General features: G+C 64.7%; 23 protein-coding genes and 1 pseudogene. 14 read left to right on the top strand and 10 right to left on the bottom strand.

Going from position 1 to position 21,953, the window contains the following annotated elements:
* The first annotated feature begins 104 nt into the window (after positions 1-104).
* From EGH24_RS05415 to EGH24_RS05395, 5 genes are all read left to right on the top strand, one after another.
* On the top strand, positions 105-1,544 hold the full coding sequence (locus EGH24_RS05415; RefSeq protein WP_142979143.1) for an aldehyde dehydrogenase family protein: 1,440 nt from the start codon (positions 105-107) through the stop codon (positions 1,542-1,544).
* Between the two features lie 42 nt (positions 1,545-1,586).
* A complete protein-coding gene (locus EGH24_RS05410) occupies positions 1,587-2,300 on the top strand; it encodes a diphthine--ammonia ligase (protein WP_142979142.1) in 714 nt (237 codons plus the stop codon).
* A gap of 63 nt (positions 2,301-2,363) precedes the next feature.
* Complete coding sequence (locus EGH24_RS05405) at positions 2,364-2,639, top strand: ribbon-helix-helix domain-containing protein (protein WP_142979141.1); 276 nt, start codon at positions 2,364-2,366, stop codon at positions 2,637-2,639.
* A complete protein-coding gene (locus EGH24_RS05400) occupies positions 2,632-2,895 on the top strand; it encodes a type II toxin-antitoxin system RelE family toxin (protein ID WP_142979140.1) in 264 nt (87 codons plus the stop codon). Before EGH24_RS05405 ends, EGH24_RS05400 begins: the two co-directional genes overlap by 8 nt.
* Before the next feature lie 60 nt (positions 2,896-2,955).
* Complete coding sequence (locus EGH24_RS05395) at positions 2,956-3,252, top strand: transcriptional regulator (protein ID WP_142979139.1); 297 nt, start codon at positions 2,956-2,958, stop codon at positions 3,250-3,252.
* Between the two features lie 31 nt (positions 3,253-3,283).
* Here the strand turns inward: EGH24_RS05395 and EGH24_RS05390 are convergent, their stop codons facing one another.
* The 4 genes from EGH24_RS05390 to EGH24_RS05375 form a co-directional block, all read right to left on the bottom strand.
* Positions 3,284-3,976 (bottom strand): type 1 glutamine amidotransferase domain-containing protein, encoded by a 693-nt coding sequence (locus tag EGH24_RS05390; protein WP_142979138.1) that lies wholly within the window; start codon positions 3,974-3,976, stop codon positions 3,284-3,286.
* 108 nt (positions 3,977-4,084) lie between these two features.
* Positions 4,085-5,431 (bottom strand): HEAT repeat domain-containing protein, encoded by a 1,347-nt coding sequence (locus tag EGH24_RS05385; protein WP_142979137.1) that lies wholly within the window; start codon positions 5,429-5,431, stop codon positions 4,085-4,087.
* 57 nt (positions 5,432-5,488) lie between these two features.
* A complete protein-coding gene (locus EGH24_RS05380; RefSeq protein ID WP_142979136.1) occupies positions 5,489-6,331 on the bottom strand; it encodes a polyprenyl synthetase family protein in 843 nt (280 codons plus the stop codon).
* A gap of 57 nt (positions 6,332-6,388) precedes the next feature.
* The gene (locus tag EGH24_RS05375) at positions 6,389-7,576 is read right to left on the bottom strand and encodes a helix-turn-helix transcriptional regulator (RefSeq protein WP_142979135.1); all 1,188 of its coding nucleotides are present in this window, start codon (positions 7,574-7,576) and stop codon (positions 6,389-6,391) included.
* A gap of 129 nt (positions 7,577-7,705) precedes the next feature.
* On the opposite strand from EGH24_RS05375, the gene EGH24_RS05370 reads away from it, so the two are divergent.
* Positions 7,706-8,974 (top strand): DUF7094 domain-containing protein, encoded by a 1,269-nt coding sequence (locus EGH24_RS05370; RefSeq protein WP_142979134.1) that lies wholly within the window; start codon positions 7,706-7,708, stop codon positions 8,972-8,974.
* A gap of 28 nt (positions 8,975-9,002) precedes the next feature.
* Here EGH24_RS05370 and EGH24_RS05365 read toward each other — a convergent pair whose 3' ends face one another.
* Entirely contained in the window at positions 9,003-10,094 is a 1,092-nt protein-coding gene (locus tag EGH24_RS05365; RefSeq protein WP_142979133.1) for an aminopeptidase, read from the bottom strand.
* A gap of 137 nt (positions 10,095-10,231) precedes the next feature.
* On the opposite strand from EGH24_RS05365, the pseudogene alaS reads away from it, so the two are divergent.
* Both alaS and EGH24_RS05355 read left to right on the top strand, forming a co-directional pair.
* Positions 10,232-13,000: pseudogene (alaS, locus tag EGH24_RS05360) on the top strand (alanine--tRNA ligase).
* Between the two features lie 9 nt (positions 13,001-13,009).
* On the top strand, positions 13,010-13,246 hold the full coding sequence (locus EGH24_RS05355) for a hypothetical protein (RefSeq protein WP_142979132.1): 237 nt from the start codon (positions 13,010-13,012) through the stop codon (positions 13,244-13,246).
* Between the two features lie 7 nt (positions 13,247-13,253).
* On the opposite strand, the gene fer is transcribed toward EGH24_RS05355, so the two are convergent.
* Positions 13,254-13,919 carry a ferredoxin Fer gene (gene fer / locus EGH24_RS05350; RefSeq protein WP_142979131.1) on the bottom strand — a complete coding sequence of 222 codons (666 nt, stop codon included), beginning with the start codon at positions 13,917-13,919 and terminating at the stop codon, positions 13,254-13,256.
* Between the two features lie 126 nt (positions 13,920-14,045).
* Here fer and EGH24_RS05345 point away from each other — a divergent pair, with 126 nt between their 5' ends.
* From EGH24_RS05345 to EGH24_RS05335, 3 genes are all read left to right on the top strand, one after another.
* Complete coding sequence (locus EGH24_RS05345; protein WP_142979130.1) at positions 14,046-14,825, top strand: alpha/beta fold hydrolase; 780 nt, start codon at positions 14,046-14,048, stop codon at positions 14,823-14,825.
* A gap of 101 nt (positions 14,826-14,926) precedes the next feature.
* A complete protein-coding gene (locus EGH24_RS05340; RefSeq protein WP_142979129.1) occupies positions 14,927-15,664 on the top strand; it encodes a type 1 glutamine amidotransferase in 738 nt (245 codons plus the stop codon).
* A gap of 37 nt (positions 15,665-15,701) precedes the next feature.
* Entirely contained in the window at positions 15,702-16,022 is a 321-nt protein-coding gene (locus EGH24_RS05335) for a 4Fe-4S dicluster domain-containing protein (protein ID WP_142979128.1), read from the top strand.
* A 28-nt stretch (positions 16,023-16,050) separates the two neighbouring features.
* Here the strand turns inward: EGH24_RS05335 and EGH24_RS05330 are convergent, their stop codons facing one another.
* The 3 genes from EGH24_RS05330 to EGH24_RS05320 are packed head-to-tail and all read right to left on the bottom strand — an operon-like array spanning position 16,051 to position 18,060.
* Positions 16,051-16,770, bottom strand: coding sequence for an energy-coupling factor transporter transmembrane component T family protein (locus EGH24_RS05330; protein ID WP_142979127.1), 720 nt, complete (start codon positions 16,768-16,770; stop codon positions 16,051-16,053).
* 4 nt (positions 16,771-16,774) lie between these two features.
* The gene (locus EGH24_RS05325) at positions 16,775-17,476 is read right to left on the bottom strand and encodes an energy-coupling factor ABC transporter ATP-binding protein (RefSeq protein WP_142979126.1); all 702 of its coding nucleotides are present in this window, start codon (positions 17,474-17,476) and stop codon (positions 16,775-16,777) included.
* Entirely contained in the window at positions 17,473-18,060 is a 588-nt protein-coding gene (locus EGH24_RS05320) for a biotin transporter BioY (protein WP_142979125.1), read from the bottom strand. The genes EGH24_RS05325 and EGH24_RS05320 overlap by 4 nt, the downstream gene beginning before the upstream one ends.
* 148 nt (positions 18,061-18,208) lie before the next feature.
* Between EGH24_RS05320 and EGH24_RS05315 the strand changes: the two genes are divergently transcribed.
* Both EGH24_RS05315 and EGH24_RS05310 read left to right on the top strand, forming a co-directional pair.
* The gene (locus tag EGH24_RS05315; protein ID WP_142979124.1) at positions 18,209-18,808 is read left to right on the top strand and encodes a conditioned medium-induced protein 4; all 600 of its coding nucleotides are present in this window, start codon (positions 18,209-18,211) and stop codon (positions 18,806-18,808) included.
* Positions 18,809-18,866: 58 nt separating this feature from the next.
* Positions 18,867-19,520: a CRISPR-associated protein Cas4 gene (locus EGH24_RS05310; protein ID WP_142979123.1), complete on the top strand. Its 654-nt coding sequence runs from the start codon at positions 18,867-18,869 to the stop codon at positions 19,518-19,520.
* 30 nt (positions 19,521-19,550) lie between these two features.
* Here EGH24_RS05310 and EGH24_RS05305 read toward each other — a convergent pair whose 3' ends face one another.
* Positions 19,551-20,777, bottom strand: a complete 1,227-nt coding sequence (locus EGH24_RS05305; RefSeq protein WP_142979122.1) for a threonine synthase — start codon at positions 20,775-20,777, stop codon at positions 19,551-19,553.
* Between the two features lie 147 nt (positions 20,778-20,924).
* Here EGH24_RS05305 and EGH24_RS05300 point away from each other — a divergent pair, with 147 nt between their 5' ends.
* A complete protein-coding gene (locus EGH24_RS05300; protein ID WP_142979121.1) occupies positions 20,925-21,914 on the top strand; it encodes an alpha/beta fold hydrolase in 990 nt (329 codons plus the stop codon).
* Positions 21,915-21,953 lie beyond the last annotated feature (39 nt).

The following is a 21,953-nucleotide window of genomic DNA, read 5'->3' as shown; positions in this document are numbered from 1 at the left end:
TCGCAGTGACAGGCTTCCACCGCAGCGACAGGCTCAGTCACCGGCCCTGTGCGCATGGTGGACACCCGCCGAACGCTCTTATGATATCCCGCTGATATGGGCATATGGCTGACGAGCCACAGTACACCGAACAGCTCTACATCGACGGCGAGTGGCGAGACGGCGACGACACGATCGCCGTCCGTGATCTTGCCGACGGCGGCACCGTTGCCAACGTGGCTGCTGCTAGCAGCGAACAGGCTGAGGACGCACTCGCAGCCGCGGCAACAGCACAGGAAGCGATGCGCGAGACGACGCCTGTCGAACGCGCCGAGTGGCTGGAATCCATCGCCGACGACCTCGAAGCCAGAGCCGACGAGTTCGCCGAGATGATCGTCCGCGAAGCAGGGAAGCCGATCTCAGCGGCGAGCGGCGCGCCGCCGAGTGCGGCCCGGCGGTTCCGGTTTGCGGCCGCCGAAGCCCGCGACCTATCCAGAACGTACGGCGAGTACCGCGAGGGATCGACGCCCGGCCACGAGGGCTGGACGGCCATCGTCAAACCCGAACCCATCGGCACGGTACTCTGTATCGCCCCGTACAATTACCCCTTGCAGACGACGACCCTGCAGATCGCCCCCGCGCTCGCCGCAGGCAACAGCGTCGTCCTCAAACCGTCGAGCAAGACGCCGACGACCGCGGCCCTGCTGACGGACGTAATCACCTCAGCGGTTGACCTCCCCGAGGGCGCGGTCAACTTCGTGCCCGGCCACAGCCGCGAGATCGGCGATACACTCGCTGGCGACAGCCGCGTTGACACCATCGCCATGACCGGCTCCTCGGGGGCCGGCACCCACGTCGCCAAGGAGTCGGGGATGGTCAACCTTGTGATGGAACTCGGTGGCAACGCCCCGGCGATCATCTTCCCCGACGCGGCCCTCGAAGACGCCGCCGGAGCCTGTACGGCCGGCTCGGTCAAGTTCGGCGGCCAGCGGTGTTCGGCCGTCTCCCGCGTGCTGGCCCACGAATCCGTTCACGACGAGCTCGTCAAGCGGATTCGGCTGACGATGGAGGGCTGGGTCGTCGGCGACCTCTTTGAGGAGGAGACGGACTTCGGGCCGCTCATCGACGAAGACCACGCCAAAGAGGTCAAAGAGCTCATCGACGACGCGGTCGCCGACGGTGCAGATCTCGTCTTAGGCGGCGAGCGCGACGGCGCGTTCGTTGAGCCGACAGTGTTGGCCAACGTCCCACAGGACGCCGAAATCATCCACAAAGAGCAGTTCGGCCCCGTCGCCGCGGTGACGACCTTCGAGGAAGAGGGGGAGGCGATCGATCTCGCCAACGCCGACAAATATGCCCTCGATGCTTCGGTGTTCACGACCGATCACGACCGCGCAATGCGAGTCGCTCACAAAATCGACGCCGGCGGCGTCCGGATCAACGGCGCGCCCTCCCACGGCCTCGGCGACATCCCCTTCGGCGGCAACGACGCCTCCGGAATCAACCGCGAGGGCATCCACGCGGCCATCGAACAGATGCTCCGCAAGAAGTCGATCATCCTGTAGCCGGATCAAAGCCGGTATTACCCCAGCAGGTCTGTAACCGGTATGACAGACGATTGGGTGAGCCTCTTTTCGGGCGGGAAGGACTCCTCGTGGGCCCTCTATCAGGCCCTCGAAGAGGGATTAAACGTGACTCGACTACTGACCGTCCATCCCTCCGAGGACTCCTACATGTACCACGTCCCGGAGACACAGCTCGCACAGGTCGCTGCCGAGAGCATCGGCATCGAGTTGGTCGAAGTCGATCCCGGCGATCTCGCTGCCAGCGACGCCGACGACTCGGCCGCACAGGGCGATGCCGAACTCGAACCACTGGAAGACGCCCTCACGGAGCTCGCAAGCGACATCGACCTCGCGGGCGTCACCGCGGGTGCCATCGAAAGCGAGTTCCAGACCAACCGGATTCAGGAGATGTGTGACCGCCTCGGAATCGACCTTTTCGCGCCGTTGTGGCAGCGCGATCCCGAGGAATTAGCCGCCGACATGTTGGACGCGGGTTTCGAGATTACGATCCTGCAGGTCGCAGCCTACGGCCTAGACGAATCGTGGCTCGGGCGGACGCTCGATGCCGACGCGATCGACGAGCTGCGCGAACTCAACGAGGAGTACGGCGTCCACCTGCTCGGCGAAGGCGGCGAGTTCGAGACATTTGTGACCAATGGCCCGCACATGGATCGGCGGATCGAACTCGAATACGACACCGAATGGAACGGCGACAGCGGCCGCGTGCGGATCACCGACGCGCAGTTAGTCGAGTAGCCGAGGAACGCAGAAAGCGCGTTCCAGCGAACGTTTTTATGTGATACCGCTGTATCACAGTATATGAGTACTGAAACCGATCAGGGCGACGATCGGATGACAAAAATCAACGTTCGCGTACCTGAATCCCTCCTCGATCGGATCGATTCGGCGTGGGAAGAGCGCGGCTATGCGAGTAAATCCGAGGCGATCCGTGATGCCCTCCGCGACTGGGTTGAGGACCCGGCAGCACTCTCCGAAGAGACACTGGCCGCGCTCGAAACGAGTCGTGAACAGATCGAAAACGATGACACAGTGTCGGCCGCGGAAGCGCGCGACCGGTTAGGGCTCGATGACTGAGGTCAGCTACACCGAGAAAGCCATCGATCAGTTGGAGGATCTCGAAACGCAGACTGCGGATCGAATACTGTCGAAGATCGACGAAGCGGCTGAGTGGCCGGATCATCGACTGGCCCCACTCCGTGGATTTCCGTACTACAAACTCCGTATCGGTGATTATCGCACTATCATCGCGTGGGAACGCAACGACGATATCCTGCGTGTCGAGGCCGTGGGTCACCGCAGCACGATCTACGATCGGCACCTTCCACCCTAACGACGGTGCAACCGAACTGGACTGGCTGTGTTTTTGATCGTCGGGGACATGTGATCGGGTATGACCGATTCGACGCGCCGTGAAAGACTCGCCGATCGCCTCGGCGAGGGGCCCGCGACCGCCAGCGAACTCGCCGACGACCTCGACACGCCGGTGTCGACGATCTACACCGACATCCAACACGTCGCTCGCTCCGTGCGCTACGCCGAGGAACAGGAGTTCCTCGTCGCGCCGCCGGAATGCGGGAACTGCGGGTTCAGCGGCTACGACGATCCGATCAACTATCCCTCGCGCTGTCCGGAGTGTCGCAGCGAGAACATCGAGGAAGCCGTCTTCAAAATAGAAGCGATTCAGTGAGGCCGCGGGGCGCGAAGCGGCCGGCGGTCGCCTAGGCTGTCGCTTCGATGCCGAGTTCGGCCAGCAGCGTCGCTGCCGCGTCGGCGGAGGAACCCGGACCGCGGGCGGTGATCAGGTCGCCCTCGACGGTGACGCTGGTATCCGAATCGAGTTCNGCNTCCCAGTTCGCNCCGGCNNCNNNNACCTCGTCTTCGACCCAGTAGGGGAGNTTCCGGCCGTCNNNCATCAGNTCGTNGTCGTCNACGATNCCTTCCTCCCACNCGTTGGGGAAGCCGGTCACATCGCGGCCGTCGACGAGATACTCGCCGCTCTCGGTGCGCGTGAAGCCGAGCAGCCCGACGGCGTGACAGACGACGAGCGCGACGCCGTCGTCGCCGGCGACCGCGTCAGTCAGCAGTTTCCGCGCGTGGCGATCGGTGTTGATGTCCCACATCGTGCCGTGGCCGCCGGGGAAGACGACGGCATCGTAATCGGCGGCGTCAACGGTCGCAATCGGCTCGGGATCGGCGAGGCGCTCGTCGTTCTCATCGTATTCCAGCACTTCTTCGGAGATTTCCTCGCCGACCTCGTCGGGATCGACTGATCGCTCGTCGACGACCGGTGGCTCGCCGGTCGGCGTGGCGACAGTGACATCGACGCCCGCGGCATCAAGCGTCGACAGCGGCTCGATACATTCTTCGCCCCAATACCCCTGCTCGCTGACGACGAATAGTGCGTGTGGCATGCAGTAGATATTGCGGTTGTGGAGGGAAAAGGAGCGTCTCAGTAAGATTGACAGGTCACTCGGTCAAAGAATAGAACGACGCGGCGAGCGCAACGGCGACGGGGCGAGTCAGGCGTTCGGGACGGCGGCGTCGAGTTCCTCGCGGGCTTTGTCCAACTCGGTCTGCACGACGAACGTCTCATCGCTGCCGTGATCGACGACGGCCTCAAGGGCGCGTTTCGTGCCGATCTGCCGGAGTGCCCACGCGGCTTGGGCGCGGACGTTGGCGTCGTCGTCGGCTTTCAGCGTTTCCGAGAGCGGCTTGATCGCCCGCGTATCGCCGAGCAGGCCGAGCGCGCGAGCTGCCTGCGGGCGGACGACATCGTTGTCCATCAGGAGTTTGTCGGCCAGCGGCTGGACGGCGCGGTCGTCGCCGATCTCGCCGAGCGCGCGGAAGGTGACCTTCTGCAGCGGCGCGTCGCTGTCGGCATCGACGTACTCGATCAGCGTCTCGACGGCCTCGGTCGCACCCATCTTCCCAAGAATCCGAATGGCGGGTTTCTTGCGTTTCTCGGCGCGGGCGAGCATCGTCTCGATGGCCTCGTCGGTCGCCGCGACCGGCCCCATCCGTTCGAGGGCATCAAGACAGTGTTCCTCCATGAAGTCCGAATCGAGGCTGTCGAGGGCCATGAGGATCATCTCGGTGTTGCCGCGCTTCTCGTGTTCCTTGAGCGCGGCCCACTCCATCGGGTAATCCTTGGTGTGCCCGAGCACGTCGTAGTAGCCCTCGGACTGCAGCGTCTCTCGCACCGAGAGGTCGGCCCACTCTTGGGCGGCGTCGAGGTCGCTTTCCAGCGCGTCGGTCGCGTCGACCAGCGCGGTGAGCGTCTCTTTGTCAGCGTCGGGATCAAGGCCGGCCGCCTCGACGGTCTCCGCGACTGCATCGAGCGTCGAACCAGTCTCGTCGAACGTCGCCGGCTGCCCAGCGTCGGTGTCGATCTGCTCAGCGACGGCATCAACGAACGTGCCGACGGCATCAACGACTTCGCCTTCGCCCTGTTCGGTCCAGTCGCCGTCGTCGATCGCGGTGTTCGCTGCCGCAATCGCGTCGGTCACGTCCGTCGCGTAGGGGCCGCGCGCCGCTTCGAGACCCTCGCGGAGGTCGGCAAGTTGGGAGCGAGCCTCTGCGTGTGGATCTTCTGGTTCTTCCTCGTCGTCCTCGTCAGCCTCTGGGACTGGTGGGAGGTCGGCCTCGATCGCGTCGAGGGTCGCCTCCACGTCGTCGAGGTCAGCCTCGGTCTCGGCGGCGTCAAGAGCCTCTGCAGCAGCCTCACAGCGTTCATCAAGGCTCTCGGTCGTGGCCAACTCGCCGGCTTCGGCGTCGGCCGCGGTCTCGGTCTCAGCCTCGGCCTCGCTTTCAGGTTCGTCGGCATCGACCTCGTCGGCGTCGGTCGCGTCGTCCTCGCCGTTGCTCATATGTCTCACACTGCGAGCGATAGTCAAAAGAGCGTTTCCATTCGCGGGTTGTCATGCTTACCGCTCGCGGACGACGACGAACTCCGCAAGGTCACGGAGGTACGCTTCGGCATCCGTCTCCGGCAGATCGACGGCATCGAGTGCCTCAAGCGCGAGATCCGACTGCTCGCGGGCCCGCTGGTCGGCTTCCTCGGGCGTGAGATCCGTGATCTGGATCAGCGAGGGCCGATCCATCGTTTCGTCCTGTCCCGCGGGTTTCCCGAGGTCGGCCGCGCTGGCGGTCGCGTCCAACACGTCGTCCCGAATCTGGAAGGCGACGCCGACCCGCTCGGCGTACTCGCCGAAGGCTTCGACCGTCTCCGGTTCCGCCTCGCCGGCGACCGCGCCGAGTTCGGCCGATGCACGGAACAGCGCGCCCGTCTTTCGACGAGCCAGCGTCATGTACTCGGCTTCGGTCGTCGGCCGCGCGGCGAGTTCGGTCGCTTCGCCCTCACCGAGGTGGATCATCGATTCGGCGACGATCTCCATCGCGCGGTCGTTGCTGGAAAACAGCGCGAAGGCCTCGCCGAGCAGGCCGTCGCTTGCAATGATCGCCGGCCCGAAGCCGTATTCGGACCACGCGCTCGGCGTCCCGCGGCGGGTGTCAGAGCGGTCGATGATGTCGTCGATGACCAGGGAAGCGTTGTGGACGAATTCGATGCCGGCGGCGAAATCGACCGCCGCTTCCTGCTCGCCGCCGACGGCCTCGCAGGCCAGCAGCGTTACCGCCGGCCGGACGCGCTTCCCGCCCGCGAGGACGACGTGGCCGAGTTGCTCGGAGAGATCGTCAGGCTCGGCAGCGTCGATGACCCCCTCCAGCCGGTCGTTGACCATGCCGATCCGCCGCTGCAGATACTCCATTGAGAGCCCATAGGTGACGTTCGGCAAAGTAGGTGACGGACCCCGAACGCGACGCCGTTAGGATCGATCACGGGAATCAGTATCAGCGTCGCCAGCAGCGTCGGCTTCATCGTCGTCGCCAGCACTGTCAGCGTCGGCATCGCCACCGGCTGCGTCGACATCGGGCAGTGTGATCAGGTTCTCACGGCCGATCCGGAGTTTCGAGATCCGGTCCTCGTCTGCCATCGACGACAACAGTTGGGAGACCTTCGCATCCGACCAGTCAGTTTCCGCAACGATGTCGGCCTGTCGCATCCGCCCGCCGTTGCGTTCGAGCAGGCGTTCGACCCGCTCGTCGTCGGCGAGCAGCGAGAGGTCTTCCTCGGCGGGTTCGGAAGCCGGCTCAGCCGGCTGGTCGGGGGTCGCTGCCGGTTCCGCGGCCGCTCCGTTGCCGCTTTCCTCGGCCGAGGGGAGCACGGTTTCGCGGACATTGACGCTGTCGGTCCGGCGCAGCAGGACCGCGGTGCCGACGATCAGCGAGGCGATGATGACGGCGACGCCGAGAAAACGGGCCGAGCCGGCCCCGAAGACGGACTCGTCATAGACGATCCGGATGTGATCGTCGGGCTGGAAGGTTCGTGGTCCCTCGATCTCGACGGTGTTGTCCGAGAACGCGACGTTCGCGCTCGTGATCGCGTACCCACGCGGCGTGTGGATCCGGAGCGTCTGGTTTGCTTCGAGCGTGGTCAGCCACGAGTCGCCGCTCGGGGTTCGAAGCGCGTCGTTGAAGACGAGCTGTTCGTCATCGCCGTCGCCGCTCGAGCCGAGGAACTCGGTCCACGTGAACGACAGCCGAAGCCGGCCGGTCGAACCCTCCCGCATCGCGGCGTAGTTGACATCTTCGATCGCCATGTCGCGGTCGGTCCGCTCGCCGGCGAGATCGGCGATGTTTCGGTAGAGCGCTGCGTCCGGCCCGGCGTCGGCCGTACCCTCTTCGTAGGTCGCCGCGAGATCGTCGAAGGCGGCTTGGGCGGTCTCGCTGTCGAGGGTGTACTCGACGGTGACCGTCCACTCGGCACTCCGATCCGGTTGGAGTCTGACATCCATCGTCGTCGCGGGCTCGGAGACGTTGTCGCCGGCGAGGGCAGTCGCCGACGACGGACCGTCGGTTTGGGCTACACCGCTGGCCGGGAGAGCCGCCGCTCCGGGGACTGCAAACGCCCCTAGAAGCACGAGGAGGATCGCCGAGAGAGCGACGGCCCGCATGGCTGGAGGGTCACAGTCGTCGGGGAAAACGCTTTCTATCAGTCATATCGCCAGAGGGAGCCACGCCACGGGACACGACTGCGGGAACTGTAGATGGATTTTTGTCCGTTCGGCAGAGAGTCCCGACAGATGAGACTCCTCCCACTGGCCCTCGTGGGGCTGCTGGTGACGGCGACCGTCGGCGTCGGTGCGGTGGTCCCCGCTCCCGTTGCCGAACCAGAGCCGTCGGGTCCGGCTCAACCCACGCCGCTGCAGGTCAGTACGACCGACCAGTCGACGACGGAGCTCGCCGGCACGCCGACGAACGTGTTGGCGATTCCCGGCCCGCTGGTCGAACGGAGCGATCTCAGACGCCACCACGTCGATCTCGGTCCCGCTGCCGGCTTCGATACCGCCGCAGCGACCGACTCCATCGCCACGTCGGTTATCGACCGCGAGTTGGCAGCGGGGTCGGAGGCCGAGCAGCGGCAACGACTTGAACACGAAGTCGCCGCCTTGGAGTCGACGGTAACGCGACTCAGACAGCGGGAGGCCGCGGCAATCAGTGCCTTCGCCGACGGCGACCGCGAGCCGAAAGCACTGCTCGAAGAGTTGGCACTGATCGGCGGCACCGTCACCCGGTTGCAGGAACGACACGACGTGCTCGAAGCGCGAGCTAATACCCTTGAGGTCGACTCGTCGCTGGCGGATCGGCTCACAGCGATCGATTACGAACTCCGGATGCTCGACGGACCGGTCCGGAGTTACGCCGAAGCGGTGCTCAGCGGTGATCGCTCGGACGGGCGAGTGTCGATCCAAGCGACCGACGAGAGTATTGAACTCACCGCGATTGACGGCGATGAGTACCTACGGGAAGTCTATCGGATGGAAAACCGCCGCGGCGGCGGCGAAATCACGGCCGGTGATGTCGAAACGTTCGCCGAAGAGCAGTATCCAGTCTGGTGGGAGCAGCGGAGTGGCGGCACGTGGAGTATCGCCGGCCCAGGGCCGATTTCGGTGCTCTCGATCAACGGAATCGGCCTCGGTAGCCTCCAGCTGTTCATCGATGGCGGGACAGGACAGCCGTTCGTCGAACACCAACGGCTCTCACTGGATGAGTTCGTCGCCAGCCAACAGACGACCAAGGTACAAGATGGCCTTGAGGTGCGAGTCCAACGGAGCTATATCGGTGGCCCGCTCGGCGTGACCGTCCTCGACGCCGAAACCGGCGAGTCAGTCGATGCAACGATCCGACTCGGCCAGAACGGCCAAGAGAGCCAAGAGATCGGTATGACGACCGGCAGCGCGCCGGTCTGGACGCTCACGCCGAGAGGCGAGTTCACGCTCACAGTGATCAGCGAAGACGACTCCGCAGCCTTCGTCGAAATTACGCCGCAGGAAGCGACAGAGGCCGTGTAGGCCAGTTGCTGTTTCTGAAAACTTTCTTTCAGGCGTCGTCGAAGCCGTCCTCGAAGNNGAACGTNCCGTNCCGCTGGACGACCTCGCCGTCGAGTTCGATGAACGAGTCCTCGCTCATGTCGACGATCATGTCGACGTGAACGGCTGAGTCGTTGCGCTCGTTGCCCTCGCCGACCGTGTCGGCGTACGCGCGGCCGACCGCGAGNTGGACNGTNTCGCCCATCTTNTCGTCGAACANCATATTGTAGGTGAACNGGTCNATNNCGCGGTTCATCCCGATGCCGAGNTCNCCNANTCGGCTCGCCCCGTCGTCGGTTTCGAGGATTTCGGTCAACAGTTCTTCGTTGCGGCCCGCGCTGTGGGCGACGACCTCGCCATCTTCGAAGGTGAGCCGCACGTCACGGATCTCACGACCCTGTCGGTACAGCGGCATGTCGAAGTGGACCTCGCCATCGACGCTGTCGGGGACTGGCGCGGTGAAGACCTCGCCGCCGGGGAGGTTCNTCTCGCCGTAGTCGTTGAGCGCGTGGTTGCCGGCGACTGAGAGCGTGAGATCGGTTTCGTCGCCAGCGACGATGCGGACTTCGTCGGCGTCCTCAAGTCGTTCGTCCATCTGGGCCTGAAATTCGCGTTGGGCGTCCCAATCGAGGCTGACGGCATCCCAGACGAAATCCTCGTAGGCTTCGGTGCTCATCCCGGCGAGTTGGGCGTGGCCGCTGGTCGGGTATTGGGTGAGACACCAGCGTTTCGAGAGCCGTTCCTCCTGCACGGGTTTGAACGCCCGCTTGAACGCCGCGTTGTTCGCGGGCGGCACGTCGCTCGTTTCGGTGACGTTCGCGCCGCCGCGGGCGATGATGAAGGCGTCCGTTTCCTCATAGAACGCCAACTGGTGGTTGGGCGTCTCGTAGTCCTCGCCAGCAGCCCGGAGGTACGCGCGAGAGGCACGGTCGGAATGGGTGAGCCACACCGGGATCGCCCCGCGGTCGCCACAGATCTCATAGAGGGCGACGGCGAGATCTTCGGCCTCCGGCGGCAGTTGAATGACGACGCGGTCGCCGGCCTGCAGGTCGACCGAGTGGTCGACGATCGTGGTGGCGTGTTCGCGGATGCGCGGATCCATGCGTAGTGTTGTGCGTGCAACATGCAAAAGTAGTCCTGATTCACCAAGCGCGTGGAGGTGTCAGAAAACCGCTAGACAGCGCCGAGGTGAGTCGTCGTCGGAACGCTTTTAGCGCGTCGTGGGCCAACACAGGGGTAATGAGTGAGCTTGAACAGGAGTATCGGCTCGACTACTTCGAGGAGGAGGACTTCGTTCGGCGGGAGTGTTCTTCATGTGGGGCGTTCTTCTGGACACGCGATCACGACCGCGAGCTGTGCGGCGAGCCGCCGTGTGAGGATTATCGGTTCATCGGTGAGGAAAGCTTCGACGAGNCGTANACNNTNGANGAGATGCGNGAGGCGTTCCTCTCCTTCTTCGAGGAGCGCGACCACGAGCGCATCGAGCCGTACCCCGTCGCGGCGAACCGCTGGCGCGACGACGTGCTCCTGACGCAGGCGTCCATCTACGACTTCCAGCCGCTCGTCACGAGCGGGAAGACGCCGCCGCCGGCGAACCCGCTCACCATCTCCCAGCCGTGTATCCGGATGCAGGACATCGACAACGTCGGGAAGACGGGCCGACACACGATGGCGTTCGAGATGATGGCCCACCACGCGTTCAACGCGAAAGAGGANGNCGNNNANGANTACGCCTACNNNGGNGANGTNTACTGGAAGGACGAAACCGTCGAATTCTGCGACGGCCTGTTTGAATCGCTGGGTGCCGATCTCAACGAAATCACGTACATCGAGGATCCGTGGGTCGGCGGCGGCAACGCCGGACCCGCTATTGAGGTCATCTACAAAGGTGCTGAGTTGGCGACGCTGGTCTTCATGTGCATGGAGCAGGACCCCGANGGCGAGTACGANNTGAAGGACGGCAACACGTACTCCGAGATGGACACGTACATCGTCGACACGGGGTACGGCCTCGAGCGGTGGACGTGGATGAGCCAGGGGACGCCGACGGTGTACGAGGCGATCTACCCGGACGNNATCGNGTTCNTGAANGNNAACGCCGNNATCGACCACACCGACGAGGAGGCGGAGTTGATCCAGCGCACCGCCGAACTCGCCGGCCGGATGGATATCGACGAGGCCGACGATATGGAAACCGCTCGCGGTGAAATCGCCGACCGACTCGACGTGTCGGCCGACGAATTGGCCGCGCTGATGGAGCCGCTGGAGGATATCTACGCGATTGCCGATCACTGTCGCGCACTGGCCTACATGTTCGGCGACGGGATTGTGCCCTCGAACGTCTCGACGGGCTACTTNGCGCGGATGGTNCTNCGNCGGACNAANCGNCTCGTCGACNNCGTCGGCGTCGACGCCCCGCTGGACGAACTCGTCGACATGCAGGCCGAGCGGCTCGGCTACGAGAACCGCGACACGATCCGCGACATCGTCCGCACCGAGGNCGNNAANTACCGNGAAACGCTNGANCGAGGGTCCAGAAAAATCGAGCAACTCGCCGCGGAGTACGCCGACAGCGACGAGCCGATCCCGGTCGAGCAGTTGATCGAACTCTACGATTCCCACGGCATTCAGCCGGATATGGTCGCCGAAATCGCCGACGACCACGGCGCGACCGTTGAGGTGCCCGACGACTTCTACTCGCTGGTCGCCGCCCGCCACGACGACGCTGACGACGCCGGCGAAGGCGGCGAGCGGGACGACCGACTCGAAGACCTCCCCGAGACTGACCAACTCTACTACGACNACCNNGACCGNANGGAGTTCGAGGCNGTCGTCCTCGACGTCCTCGACNNCGAGGANGGGTACGACATCGTGCTCGACCAGACGATGTTCTACCCCGAGGGGGGTGGCCAGCCNGCCGACNNNGGNACNCTCGCCANCGACGANNCNACCGCAGAGGTGNGCGACGTGCAGATCGTCGACGGCGTGATCCTCCATCGCACCGATCGGGANCCCGNNAAGGGCGAGTTCGTCCGNGGNCAGNTCGACGGGGGGCGGCGCCGGCGGCTGATGGAACACCACACGGCGACCCACATCATCGGCCACGCGGCCCGGCAGGTGCTCGGCGAACACGTCCGGCAGGCCGGCGCCCAGAAGGGAACCGACTCCTCNCGGCTCGACGTGNNNCACTACGANCGGNTNACGCGCGAGGAAGTCAGGGAGATCGAACGTGTCGCCAACGAACTCGTTCGGGAGAACTACGCGGTCACACAGGAGTGGCCCCATCGCAACGACGCCGAAGCCGAACACGGGTTCGACCTCTATCAGGGTGGGATTCCGCCGGGAACCCATATTCGACTGATTCACGTCGGCGAGGACACCCAAGCCTGTGGTGGCACCCACGTTGACCGAACCGGTGCTATCGGGACGATCAAGGTGCTCTCGACGGAGCCGGTCCAAGACGGCGTCGAGCGGATCGTCTTCGCCGCCGGCGAGGCCGCNNTCGANGCGACACAGCGNACNGAGGACGCNCTNTACGACGCCGCNGACGTGCTNGACGTCNANCCNGANGNNGTNCCNGANACNGCCGANCGGTTCTTCACCGAGTGGAAGGANCGCGGNAAGNNNCTCGACNGGCTCAAAGACGAACTCGCGGAGGTGCGGGCGACCGCCGGAGCCGACGAGGTCGAAATCGACGGCCAGTCCGTCGTCGTCCAACGACTCGACAGCGACGTTGACGAACTCCGGGCGACCGCCAACGCCCTCGTCGAGGAGGGCTCGATTGCCGTCCTCGGCAGCGGCACGGGCGGCAGCGCGCAGTTCGTCGTCGGCGTCCCCGATGACGCCGGAATCAACGCCGGCGAGGTCGTCGGCGAACTCGCGGGCCGGGTCGGCGGCGGCGGTGGCGGCCCGCCGGATTTCGCACAGGGTGGCGGCCCGGATGTTGACGCGCTCGACGACGCACTCGATGACGCGCCGGAAATCCTGCGCGGCGTGTTGAACGCCTGAGGTGATTCCATGCAGCTCATTGAGTTGGTTCAGGTTGCGAACGCCCGGTGGTCGGGACTCTTCGGTGGCTTAGCGGGACTTATCGCCGCCCTTCTTGTCATGACCCTGCCAGTGTCACAGCCCCAAGAAGCGTTGCTCGTGGGCTTGCTAACCGGCGTGTTCTCTCTGTTACTTATGGTGGTAACGAACCTTACAGGGCTAATGCCGGCGAACACTCGTAGCGACGAGACCGCGAGCAACGACTAACCGCCGATCAGTCGTCGGCGCGGGCCTTGTTGAACCGGTCGGCCGGGAGTTTGAGATCGGCAAGGTCCTCGCGCTGTTCGAGATTATAGACGACTTCGAGTGTATCGGTTAGCGGTTTGCCGTTACAGGAGAGCCGGATTCCCTCGTCAGTGAGTTCGTCAGGCAGAATGTGGTCGACGAGTTGGGAGAGTTCGCCGTCGGTGACGGCGACCGCGCAGTTCGCACACGCGCCGCCGCGGCAGGCGAAGGGCCACGCGTGGCCGCTGTCTTCGGCGGCTTCGAGCAAGCTCCGGTCGCCTTCGACTTCGAACTGCCCGTAATCGGCGTCGTCGAGGTCGGCGGCCGCGGCCTTCTCGAAGAGGTCGTCGTCATCGAGCGACCAGCCGCGGTCCGACAGCACCTCGTAGTTGAGATACGTGACCTCGGTCGAGGGCTCCGGCTCGGGTGGGGTGGCCGGGTCGCCAGTTGTCGAGCCGAGGTCGTCGACGAACGCCTCGGTGTCGTCGTCGACCTCGCCCGCTTGGATCGTCTCGTAGGCGTCTTTGACCCGTTTGAATTCGGCGTCGGTGCCGCCGCGGTCGGGGTGGGTTTCCTTCGCCCGACGGCGGTAGGCCCGCTTGATTGTCTCGTCGTCGGCATCGCGGTCGACACCGAGCACCGCAAACGGATCCATCTATGCTCTTTTGTAGGCGATAGACGGGGATTAAACGTTCGCTCACAGGCGATCCGTGGTGTGGTTTCACACACCCTCAGACGGGAGTCGCGTGCTTTTCGTAGCTGGCTGCCCCTCGCTCTCAGTATGCCCGATGTCGAGTCCGATGGCTGTACGATCCACTACACGCAGGCCGGCGAGAACCCCGACGCGCCGACGGTCGTCTTTCTCGGCGAGGCGGGGTTCGGCGCGTGGCAGTGGGGCTGGCAGTACGGCGCGGTCGCCGGCCCGTTCCGGGCGGTCGTCATCGACACCCGCGGTGCCGGACGATCGGACGCGCCTGACGGACCCTATTCGATGGGTGACCTCGTTGCCGATTTCGAGGCTGTTCTCGCCGATTGCAACATCAGAAAAGCCCACGTCGTCGGCTGCGGGCTCGGCGGCTGTGTCGCGCTGGCGGCCGCTCGGCGGACCAATCGGGTTCGGAGCCTGACGCTGCTCGGAACACCAGCCAGCGGCGCGGCATTAGATGCAAGCGATCTCGCGGCCGATCCCGCCGATAGCTCGGCTCTTCGCGCATCGACAACGTCGCTGCTATCTGAAGCGTTCGTCGCCAGCAACGACGACCCCATCGAACAGATCGTCGAGTGGCGGGCCGAGGAGGACGCGTCGCCGGCCGCACGCGAAGCGCAACTGGCTGCCCTCGACGACTTCGATCCCGAACCGCTGTACGAGATCACGCTGCCGACGTTGGTTGTTGCCGGCGGCGCGGATTCAGTCGTCGATCCGGAATCGAGTCGACAATTGGCCGAGGGGCTGCCAAACGGTGAGTACCGAGCGTTCGCCGAGGCCGGCCATCTCGTGACTGTCGAGCGGTCGGCCGTGCTCAACGACGCGATCGTGGGCTTTCTCGAATCGGACGGCTGAGAGATCGGGTGGCCGACCAGACGGCTACAGCTGACGCAGAGACCGGCAGCACCGACTGGCGACGAAAGGGACTTCACCCGTCGCCACCTAAGGAATTGGTAATGAAACGGCTGCGATTCGCCCTCTTGCAGGCGGCCCACGGCAACGAGAACACGACGCGAAACTTCAGACGCGAACTCGACGCCGACCTCGTCGAGTTCGATGTGAACAACGGCGAGTTCCCGCGATCGACCGACGGGTTCGATGCGGTCGTCGTCACCGGCTCCCGCGCCTCGGTGTACTGGGACGAGCCGTGGATCGATCCGCTGGTCGAGTTCGTCGCTGACGCGGCCGACGCCGGCCTTCCGGTGCTGGGCGTCTGTTACGGCCACCAAGTCGTCGCCGAAGCCCTCGGTGGGCAGGTCGCCGGGATGGATGACTTCGAGTTGGGTTACAGCGAGATCGACCGCGTCGGCGACGACCCGCTATTCGAGGGCATCAACGAGCAGTTCACCGTTTTCACCAGCCACGGCGACAGCGTCGTCGAACTCCCGCCGGGTGCGGAACTGCTGGCTGAAAACGAGTACGGCGTCCACGCCTTCCAGAAAGGCGACTGCTGGGGCGTCCAGTTCCACCCCGAGTACGACATGGAGACGGCCCGAGATATCGCCAATGACAAACGCGAGCAGGTCGGTGACGACGGCGTTAACGCGGTGTTGGCGGACATCACGCCCGAACGCTTCGCGGCTGCCTGTGAGGCCAAACAGCTGTTCGGGAATTTTACACAGTATGTCCGCCAGCAAGCTGCCGAGCAAAGAGACGAGCGGGGAGCCGAGTCCCAGCCGGAGGCCTCGGCCTGACGGCGCGTTTAAGTTACTGACTCCCTGAGTTTCGCCAATGGCTATCGACCCGAACTTCGATCAGAACCGCGAGCCCGTCGGCGAGGAAAACGGGGTGACCGTCTGGGGCCCCGTCGACGAGCCCGAGCAGCTGGGCATCCACGGCACCCACGTCGCCGTCGACTACGACATCTGTATCGCCGACGGGGCCTGTCTCGAAAACTGCCCGGTCGACGTGTTCACCTGGGTCGATACCCCTGGCCACCCCGCCAGCGAGGAGAAAGTCGAACCCACACACGAAGATCAGTGTATCGACTGTATGCTCTGTGTCGATATCTGTCCGGTCGATGCGATCGATGTCGATGGGAGTCGGAAGTAACGAGTCGCCAGCGACACCGCTTTTTATTTTAGAATCCGAGCAGATCGATAGCGGCGAACGCTACAAAACCGATCGATAGTCCCCAAACTGGCAGGTCAATTCGACTGAACCGAAGCCGCGGCAGCGTCGGATTCCACGCAAAACAGCGAGCCTGCAAGGCGACGGCGAGCTGGTCCGAGCGTCGAAGCGCGCGGACGACCATCAACACTGTCAGCCGCTGGCTGCGTTCCCGGAGCGATCGAGTATCGCCGTTGCGAGCACGGATCGCATCGCGGACCCGTCGGAGATCAGCCCGGATGACGGGCACGTACCGAAACGTGAGCGCGACGCCGACGCCGAGCAGTTGACCGACACGTCCCGGCAGCGTTCGCTGGATCGCCGCCCGCGTCTCGCGGATCGGCGTGGCGTGGATGTAGGCCGCGCTCACGAAGAGGATCGGCACGATCCGCGCGACCGATCGCAACGACACCACGGCGGGATCAAGCCGGAGCCACGGCGGGCCGAGCGTGATCGCCGCGATCAGCGGCCCGAGGGCTAACACGACGAGGACGAACCAGTAGGCTCGCAGCACTGCCCGGATCGACAGGTCGGCGAGATGCAGACAGCCCAGCCCGATGACGAACAGCCCGACCAGCCGCGGGAGCGTCAGCGTCCCAAACGCGACGAGTGCGAAGGCGAACTGAAAGGCCAGTTTCGTCCGCGGATCGAGCCGGTGGACGATCGTCGAGCCGGGCGTATAGGTGAGCATGGACTCAGCTGGGCGTCCGCACGTCGATCTCGCTCAGTCGCTCACGGGCCGCTGCGGGCGGCAGATCGAAGCGGATCGAACCACCCTGCAGCCCGACGATACGGTCGGCCCGCGAGAGGAGGTCCCGAAGGTCGTGCGTGACGACGATAATTCCCATCCCCTCGGCGTATCGGTCATCGAGTCGCGCCAGCACCGACTGCTGGGCCGGCCAGTCGAGGCCGGTAAACGGTTCGTCGAGCACGAGGTGATCCGGCTCCATCGCCAACGCTCCGGCGATGGCAACGCGGGCCTGCTCGCCGCCCGACAGCGAGTCGATCCGCTCCTCGCGGCGACCGTCGAGATTCACCGCCGCGAGGGCGCCGGCGACGCGGCGGTCGATTTCGTCGTGATCAAGACCGAGGTTTTCCGGCCCGAAGGCTACGTCCGCGCCGATCGTCGCGCCGACGAACTGGTCGCGCGGCGACTGAAACACCATGCCGACGTTGGTGCGGGCGGCCACCGGCTGAGCGGTCGCCGACGTACCGTTGACTCGAACCTCGCCGGCGTCCGGTTCGAGCAGGGCGTTGAAATGCCGGACGAGCGTGGTTTTGCCGCTGCCGTTCGGGCCCGCGAGGACGACCCACTCGCCGTCCGGAATTTCGAGCGATACGTCGTCGACGGCGGTCGTGTCGCCAAAGGTGTGTGTCAGGTTCTCGACGGCGATCATCGCCAGTCGGCCAACAGTTCGTTACCGCCGGCGACGATCCCAACTGTGAGCCCGATTTTGATCAGGTCGCCAACGACGAACGGGGCCATGATCGAAGCGGCCCGCGTGAGCGGAAGGCCGTTCACCGACGCCAGCCACGGGACCCCGGCCAGATAGATGACGGCGAGGCCGGCCAGCAGTGCCACGGCGGCCGAAATCGGTGAGAGTTCTTCAATCGGGCCGGGCGAAAGCGAGCGGTGGGCAACGAAACCGATGAGCGCGGCGGCGACGACGAAGCCGATGAGGAAGCCGCCGGTCGGTCCGAGTACGTAGCCGACGCCGGCTCCGGCGTTCGAGAACACCGGCGCGCCCGCCAGCCCGACGAGGAAGTACAGCGTGAGCGAAAACCCACCCCACACCGGGCCGAGCACGAGGCCGGCGAAGAAGACGGCGAACGGCTGGAAGGAGAAGGGGACGCCGCCGGGGAGATCGATCGAGAACTGTGCGAGCACCGCGGTCAGCGCGGCGAACATCACGGCCGCACTCAACTGCCTGACTGTCTGACCGTCGACGAGATCGATAGACTCGACCTGATTGCTTGCCATGGAAGATCCGCGACCGTCAACTGCATTTAATCTATTGGTTTACGAGATGTAGTCACAGTCGCGCACGGCAATCATGCCGCCGGGGCAGAGCGTTCGAGCCACGACGCAGAGATAGGCTTTTCAGTCGTGATCCGTAGACATCCGGTCCATGGACGAGAAGACCGAAGAGCTCCGAGACATCTTCATGGAGGCGACGGAGTCGGATACCGTCACCGAAACCCAAGCCGAGTCACCGGGCTCGCTGACGGACACTCCCGACGATGTCACGGACCGACTGGCAACCCTCCTCGACCGAATGCGAGAGCGGTACGACTTCGAGACTGGCCTCGACACTGACAGCCGCATCAGACTGCTGCGTGGATTCTACGGCGACGAGGACGACGAGACCATCGCCGACGCCCTCGACTGTGAGCCGGAAACGGTGCGAGCGGCCCGGCTTGACCTCCATCTCGTCCGCAAGCAGGAACGCGATGCCCCCTTCGAGTTCGATCACCTTCGACAGTTGCTCGCTGAGGAGGTACCACTGGAAGAACGTGCCGACCGGCTTGACGCCGATCTCGATACCGTTCGCCGGTACAGCGAAGTCGCCGCCGCCGACCGCCGGTCGACGCGTGCCAACAATCGCTTCCGCGACGAGTTCGCCGAACTCCTGACCGACGCCGAGTTGACCGACCAGTTGGCCGCCGATACCCGCGAGGACGGCCTCAAAGAGGCGACCGAGGACATCGAAACCGACGTTTCCTTCTGAGCGACGGCTGGCCGCCGCAGCCGAGAGTTGAAATACGAAACAATGACCAGCGACCCGTATGCCGACGTTCAGCGAACTGGCTCGCGCGGCCTATTGTCCGCGCCAACTCTACTACGCCCGGAAACACGACGACGGCGAGCCACCACCGGAGACCGACGCAAAGCAGGCTCTCGCCTTTCGGTACGACGAACTACGAACGGCCGACGACGCGACGCTGACGTCGCTGCCGATCGATTGTTCGCCGAATGCATACCGCGACGCGCTCGACACGCTGGCCGACCGGCCGTTGTGGGACGATCTCTGTGCGCCCGCAGAAACCGACTACTACGTCGAAGGCAAGGACTGCCGCGGGCTCCTCCACAAACTGCTCGCTGGCGACCCGCCGACGCCGACGATCATCTCGCCCGGCGAGCCGCCGGAAACCGGCGTCTGGGAACCCCAAACCGTTCGGGCGGTCGCCGCCGCCAAGGCGTTAGCGTGGGAGCGCGAACGCGAGATTCCCCGCACACTCGTCGAGTACCCGACTGTCGGTGTCGTCCGCGAGGTACCGCTAACGACGCGACGTACCGCGACCTATCGACAGGTGTTACGAACGGTGCGATCAATGGAGGGGCCGCCACCGCGCGTTGACGACAGCCGATGCGACACCTGTGAGTACCGCGAGGAGTGCGGCGTCTCGACACGCTCGCTGAAATCGCTGCTCGGGTTCTGAGGGTGGGTCGTCGGCGACGCTGCCATTCGCTCAACGGCCGCCACCCATCAGGTGGCTGCGGAGAATATCCGGCGTTTTCGCACCCGACTCAGTGTTGAGCAGGACGACCGTCTCGTCGCTGTCGAAGCCGCCGTCCTCGTCGTAGGCCCACGCACCGGCCGGGGCCGCGCCGCCGGCCGCGCCCATCTCGATGACTTCCTGCTGGGCGACCGTCACGGCCGAATCGAGGATGTCGGCGTCGTCAACGGTGACCGCGTCGCCGTCGAGTCGCTGGAGGGCGTCGACGGCCTGCGGACCACCGGCTGGGTCGGGGACTTCGAGTTCGCCGACGATCGTGTCCGGGACGGCCCATGGCTCCGGTGCTGACTCGCCGCGTTCGAGCGCCGTCGCAATCGGCGCGCAACTGGTCGGCTGGACGGCGACGATTGTCGGCGTCGACTCGGTCGCCCCAATCTCAGTTAGTTCCTCGAATCCGTTGGCGACACCAGCGATCAGCTCTCCGGTGCTCGTCGGGATGAAGACGTAGTCGGGAATCTCGCCGAGGTCAGCGTAGAGTTCGAACGCCAGCGTCTTCGCTCCCTCGTGGCGGTACGGCGTGGTGAACTCCTGCAGCGAGTAGTAGTCGGTCGCCAACTGCTCGTCGACGGCCTCGACAGCGTCGGCGTACCGACCACCGACGACTCGCATCTCGCCGCCGTGGACGTTGATCATCGCTTTGTTCGAGAACGCCGACCGCGAGGGGACGAACGCGTAGGAACGGAGCCCGAGGCGACCGACGTAGGCAGCGGCGGATTGGCCGCTGTTACCCGTCGTCGCCAACGCGATCGGTTCGAGCGCGTCGGGATCGTCTTCGGCTGCCAGCGCGGTGACCGCGAGGCTCATCCCGCGATCGTAGACCGTGCCTGTCGGGTTCCGCCCCTCGTCTTTGATGTAGACATCCGCAACGTCGAGTTCCTCGGCCAGTCGATCGGCCGCCACCAACGGAGTTCCACCTTCGCCAGCGGTGACCGCGTCGCTGGCGGCGAACGGCAAGAGGGCGTCGAATCGCCAGTGGCCCGGTGCGGACGGGTCGTCGGCGCCTACTTCGGACTCCGTGTCGTCGGGTAAATCGAACAGTTCCGCAGGCGTAACCGCCGCGTAGTCGTAGGCGACCTCACACGCAGCCCCGCAGTCGGGACAGGAGTGGTCACTAGTGAGGGCGTGGATTCGCTCACACGCCGGACACCGAAGCCCCTGAAACGCTGCCGTCGGTTCCATACCACGCGTTGTGAACGGACAGCCTAAGCCCTTCCCGTCTCTGACCCAACTGCTGTCGGCGCGGGTTTCTCGGCTTCTGACCCGTCTACTGGTCGGTTTAGTAATACGAGACAAACTATTATGTGAGCTGCGTGCTACCTCTAGCCAATGACCGGTTCGCCAACGCGGCGACAGGCCTTGCGTCTGGGTGGGGTTGCACTCACTACCGGTATCGCCGGCTGTCTCGGCGAGGAACCGCCGGAAGGAACGCTGGATTTCAGCGCGCTCGATCACATCGATTGGTCGGCTGCCCCGAGCACACAGATCACGACCAGTGGGGAGCCGAAACCGGAGTTCCGCGAGTACCGAGCCGACGATGAGCCGAGCACCCTGCTGGTGTTACACCACAACGCCACCCTCGACGGACGGGCACTGCATCCGTTGGCATCAGCAATCGCAAACACGGGTGTCGCCCACGTCGTCACACCGGATATCCGCGGCCATGGGCCGGATCCACTCGACCGTGGCGATCTCGAGTATATTTATCAGCCTGAAGACGATCTCACCCGAATCGTCGAAACGGAAAACGTGATCCAGGACCCACGACCGATCGATGCTTTCGAGACGATCATCGTCGGCGGCCACGGTGCGGGCGGCGGCCTCGCCACACGAGTCGGTGCCAGCGGGCGGAGTTTCGCGGACGCCTTCCTCTTTCTCGCACCTCACCTCGGGCGGTCGGCACCGACGACACGGCCTGGCTTCGGCGGCTGGGAAGAATACAGCGGCGACCGGATGACTTTCGCCGACCTCCTGAACTCGTTTAACCTCACGATGTACAACCAGATGGAAGTCGTCGATTTCGATATGCCACAATCGGCTCGGTACGGCGACGAAACCCTCAGCTACACCTACCGCCTCGCCGCGTCACTCGTGCCGGGTTCACACACGGCGATCACACAAATAGACGAACCGACGCTGACGCTGATCGGCAGCGACGACGAGGCTCTCGTCCCCGAAGCATACGAAACATTACTTGCAGACGACGAGACGAGCGACCTACAGATCCTCGATGGGCTCTCGCATCTGGACGTGATGGTCCACGCAGCAGTGTTGGATCCGATCGTGGAGTGGATCGAGCGAGTCAGTGGGCAAGGCTGATCTAGTTGGTTCTTTGTGGCTCCCGACCGAAGCCAGCCT

Origin of the sequence: Halonotius terrestris, from assembly GCF_006861665.1 — an archaeon.
GTDB lineage: Archaea > Halobacteriota > Halobacteria > Halobacteriales > Haloferacaceae > Halonotius > Halonotius terrestris.
Note: the sequence above shows the minus strand (reverse complement) of the source record. Positions and strands in the feature narration are given on the sequence as shown.

Excerpts from the sequence above, each read along its gene's own strand:
- EGH24_RS05415 (WP_142979143.1), top strand. The coding sequence starts at position 105 with ATGGCTGACGAGCCACAGTACACCGAACAGCTCTACATCGACGGCGAG.
- EGH24_RS05410 (WP_142979142.1), top strand. The coding sequence starts at position 1,587 with ATGACAGACGATTGGGTGAGCCTCTTTTCGGGCGGGAAGGACTCCTCG.
- EGH24_RS05405 (WP_142979141.1), top strand. The coding sequence starts at position 2,364 with ATGAGTACTGAAACCGATCAGGGCGACGATCGGATGACAAAAATCAAC.
- EGH24_RS05400 (WP_142979140.1), top strand. The coding sequence starts at position 2,632 with ATGACTGAGGTCAGCTACACCGAGAAAGCCATCGATCAGTTGGAGGAT.
- EGH24_RS05395 (WP_142979139.1), top strand. The coding sequence starts at position 2,956 with ATGACCGATTCGACGCGCCGTGAAAGACTCGCCGATCGCCTCGGCGAG.
- EGH24_RS05385 (WP_142979137.1), bottom strand. The coding sequence starts at position 5,431 with ATGAGCAACGGCGAGGACGACGCGACCGACGCCGACGAGGTCGATGCC.
- EGH24_RS05380 (WP_142979136.1), bottom strand. The coding sequence starts at position 6,331 with ATGGAGTATCTGCAGCGGCGGATCGGCATGGTCAACGACCGGCTGGAG.
- EGH24_RS05375 (WP_142979135.1), bottom strand. The coding sequence starts at position 7,576 with ATGCGGGCCGTCGCTCTCTCGGCGATCCTCCTCGTGCTTCTAGGGGCG.
- EGH24_RS05370 (WP_142979134.1), top strand. The coding sequence starts at position 7,706 with ATGAGACTCCTCCCACTGGCCCTCGTGGGGCTGCTGGTGACGGCGACC.
- EGH24_RS05355 (WP_142979132.1), top strand. The coding sequence starts at position 13,010 with ATGCAGCTCATTGAGTTGGTTCAGGTTGCGAACGCCCGGTGGTCGGGA.
- fer (WP_142979131.1), bottom strand. The coding sequence starts at position 13,919 with ATGGATCCGTTTGCGGTGCTCGGTGTCGACCGCGATGCCGACGACGAG.
- EGH24_RS05345 (WP_142979130.1), top strand. The coding sequence starts at position 14,046 with ATGCCCGATGTCGAGTCCGATGGCTGTACGATCCACTACACGCAGGCC.
- EGH24_RS05340 (WP_142979129.1), top strand. The coding sequence starts at position 14,927 with ATGAAACGGCTGCGATTCGCCCTCTTGCAGGCGGCCCACGGCAACGAG.
- EGH24_RS05335 (WP_142979128.1), top strand. The coding sequence starts at position 15,702 with ATGGCTATCGACCCGAACTTCGATCAGAACCGCGAGCCCGTCGGCGAG.
- EGH24_RS05330 (WP_142979127.1), bottom strand. The coding sequence starts at position 16,770 with ATGCTCACCTATACGCCCGGCTCGACGATCGTCCACCGGCTCGATCCG.
- EGH24_RS05325 (WP_142979126.1), bottom strand. The coding sequence starts at position 17,476 with ATGATCGCCGTCGAGAACCTGACACACACCTTTGGCGACACGACCGCC.
- EGH24_RS05320 (WP_142979125.1), bottom strand. The coding sequence starts at position 18,060 with ATGGCAAGCAATCAGGTCGAGTCTATCGATCTCGTCGACGGTCAGACA.
- EGH24_RS05315 (WP_142979124.1), top strand. The coding sequence starts at position 18,209 with ATGGACGAGAAGACCGAAGAGCTCCGAGACATCTTCATGGAGGCGACG.
- EGH24_RS05310 (WP_142979123.1), top strand. The coding sequence starts at position 18,867 with ATGCCGACGTTCAGCGAACTGGCTCGCGCGGCCTATTGTCCGCGCCAA.
- EGH24_RS05305 (WP_142979122.1), bottom strand. The coding sequence starts at position 20,777 with ATGGAACCGACGGCAGCGTTTCAGGGGCTTCGGTGTCCGGCGTGTGAG.
- EGH24_RS05300 (WP_142979121.1), top strand. The coding sequence starts at position 20,925 with ATGACCGGTTCGCCAACGCGGCGACAGGCCTTGCGTCTGGGTGGGGTT.